The organism is Actinosynnema sp. NPDC023658 (assembly GCF_040639995.1).
GTDB lineage: Bacteria > Actinomycetota > Actinomycetes > Mycobacteriales > Pseudonocardiaceae > Actinosynnema.
The window spans coordinates 1-2,464 of record NZ_JBFAAX010000833.1; the positions used below are offsets into that span (position 1 = coordinate 1).

Below are 2,464 nucleotides of genomic sequence, written 5' to 3' on the forward strand. Positions count from 1 at the left end.
TACGCCTCAATGACCACGGGGATGACCACAGGGCGTCGGCGGTTGATCCGGAACGCCCAGTTCTGCACCTCGCGTGCGATCAGCCGTTCCAGTCCTCCGAAGTCGGTGACGCCGCGTTCGTTCGCGCCGGCCAGGGCTTTCTCGATGGCGGGGATGGCGGAGGCGAAGGTGGAGGTGTCGTGCTCGAAGCCGTGCGCGATGAAGTCCGGCGGTTCGGTGAGCCGGCGCGAGTCCATGTCGACGATCGCGACGACGGTGATGGCACCTTCTTCGCCGAGGGTGCGGCGCTGGGCCAGTGAGGTCTCGGTGACGCCACCGACGGTCTGGCCGTCGACGTAGACGTTGTGGACCTCGACCTTGCCGGTGATGCGGGCGCGGCCTTCGTGGAGGTCGATGACGTGCCCGTTGGCGGCGATGGGCACCTGGTCGCGGTGCACGCCGGTCTTGATGGCGAGTTCGGCGTTGGCGCGCAGGTGGCGTGCCTCGCCGTGCACGGGCAGGACGTTGGCCGGTTGGACGATGTTGTAGCAGTAGACGAGTTCGCCGGCGCTGGCGTGGCCGGAGACGTGGACCTTGGCGTTGCCCTTGTGCACGACGTTCGCGCCGCGGTCGGTCAGGCCGTTGATGACCCGGTAGATGGCGTTTTCGTTGCCGGGGATCAGCGAGCTGGCCAGCATGACGGTGTCACCCTCCTCGACCTGGATGGAGTGGTCTCCACCGGCCATGCGCGACAGTGCGGCCATCGGCTCGCCCTGGGAGCCGGTGCAGACCAGGGTCACCTGGTGGGGCGGCATCCGGTCCATGCGCTTGATGTCGACGACGAGGCCGTCGGGCACCTTGAGGTAACCCAGTTCGGTGGCCACGCCCATGTTGCGGACCATGGAGCGGCCGACGAAGGCGACCTTGCGGCCGTGCGCGTGGGCGGCGTCGAGTACCTGCTGGATGCGGTGGACGTGGCTGGCGAAGCTCGACACGATGACCCGTCGGGGCGTGGTGCGGAACACGTCGTCGATCGCCGGGGCGAGGTCGCGTTCGGCGGTGGTGAAGCCGGGCACGTCGGCGTTGGTGGAGTCGACCAGGAACAGGTCGACTCCCTCCTCGCCGAGGCGGGCGAAGCCGCGCAGGTCGGTGATCCGCCCGTCGAGGGGGAACTGGTCCATCTTGAAGTCGCCGGTGTGCAGGACCAGGCCGGCGGCGGTGCGGATGGCGACGGCGAGGCTGTCGGGGATGGAGTGGTTGACCGCCAGGAACTCCAGCTCGAACGGACCCCGGGACAGCCGTCGCCCCTCCTCGACCTCGACCGTCACCGGTGTGATGCGGTGCTCGACGAGCTTGGCCGTCAGCAGGGCCAGGGTCAGGCGGGAGCCGATGATCGGGATGTCGGGCCGTTCGCGCAGCAGGTACGGCACGCCGCCGATGTGGTCCTCGTGGCCGTGGGTCAGCACGACGGCGATCACGTCGTCGAGCCGGTCGCGGATGCAGCTCCAGTCGGGGAGGATCACGTCCACACCGGGCTGGTGCTCCTCGGGGAACAGCACGCCGCAGTCGACGACGAGCAGCTTGCCCTCGTGTTCGAACACGGTCATGTTGCGGCCGATTTCACCCAGGCCGCCGACGGCGATGACGCGCAATGCGCCGGGGGTGAGGGCCGGTGGAGGAGTGGGGGTTCGAGCCATGGTCACACCCTCACGTTACGTGCGAGTGTGACGGAAGAAAAAATTGCCCCCGGTTCGAGGTGTTCAGTCGTGGGGGAGGTGGGCGCAGAGTGGCGGCGAAGTCCTCGGCGATGCACAGCTGGGCGCGGAGTTCCTCGCAGCGCTCCTCGGCCGTGGTGTGGAACTGGGCGAGGCGGTCAAGATGCTTGTCGTCGTCCTTCGCCGCGGACAGGCCGTCGAGGAGGGTCAGCAGCTCGCGCATCTCCTCCAGCTGGAAGCCCAGCGGCTTCATGCGCTTGATCACCTGGAAGCGGTCGATGTCGGGCTCGGTGTAGAGGCGGAACCCTCCCCGGCTGCGAGCGCTGGGCACGACGAGGCCGACCTCCTCGTAGTAGCGGATCGTGCGCAGCGACAGGCCGGTACGGTCGGCCACCGCGCCGATCTGCATGTGCCCACCCCCATGGTCCATATCCGCCGCCGAATGTGTGATTCGACCATTGTGGCACCCGACGCAGCGCGGGAATCGCGTTCTGATCCTCACCTGCTTGTACGGACTCGGGTTACTGGATAATCACTCGTCTCAGTAGCCCGGAGGACAGCTCACAATGCCCAAGCGGTACCCACCCGAGTTCCGACGCAAGGTCCTCGCCCTGGTGGCGTCCGACTGCGGTGTCACCCAGCTCGCGGTGGACCTCGACATCAGCGACCGGATGCCGCGGGCTCACCGACGATCCAGGCGGCTCGGACTGCTCCGATCGAGCGCATCTGCGTAGTTCTTTGTCATGGCGGCGAGGGCACCTCGTCACCTC

Annotated in this window: 2 protein-coding genes; both read right to left on the minus strand. The window is 67.7% G+C overall.

Annotated features, from left to right (window positions below; translation table 11 throughout):
- The coding region (locus AB0G02_RS35335) for a ribonuclease J (RefSeq protein WP_360803335.1) at positions 1-1,676 on the minus strand (1,676 nt) is incomplete at its 3' end.
- 10 nt (positions 1,677-1,686) lie between these two features.
- Positions 1,687-2,103: a MerR family transcriptional regulator gene (locus AB0G02_RS35340; RefSeq protein ID WP_360803338.1), complete on the minus strand. Its 417-nt coding sequence runs from the start codon at positions 2,101-2,103 to the stop codon at positions 1,687-1,689.
- Positions 2,104-2,464: the final 361 nt, after the last annotated feature.

Coding starts and splice junctions, on each gene's coding strand:
- AB0G02_RS35340 (WP_360803338.1), bottom strand. CDS start 2,103: ATGCAGATCGGCGCGGTGGCCGACCGTACCGGCCTGTCGCTGCGCACG.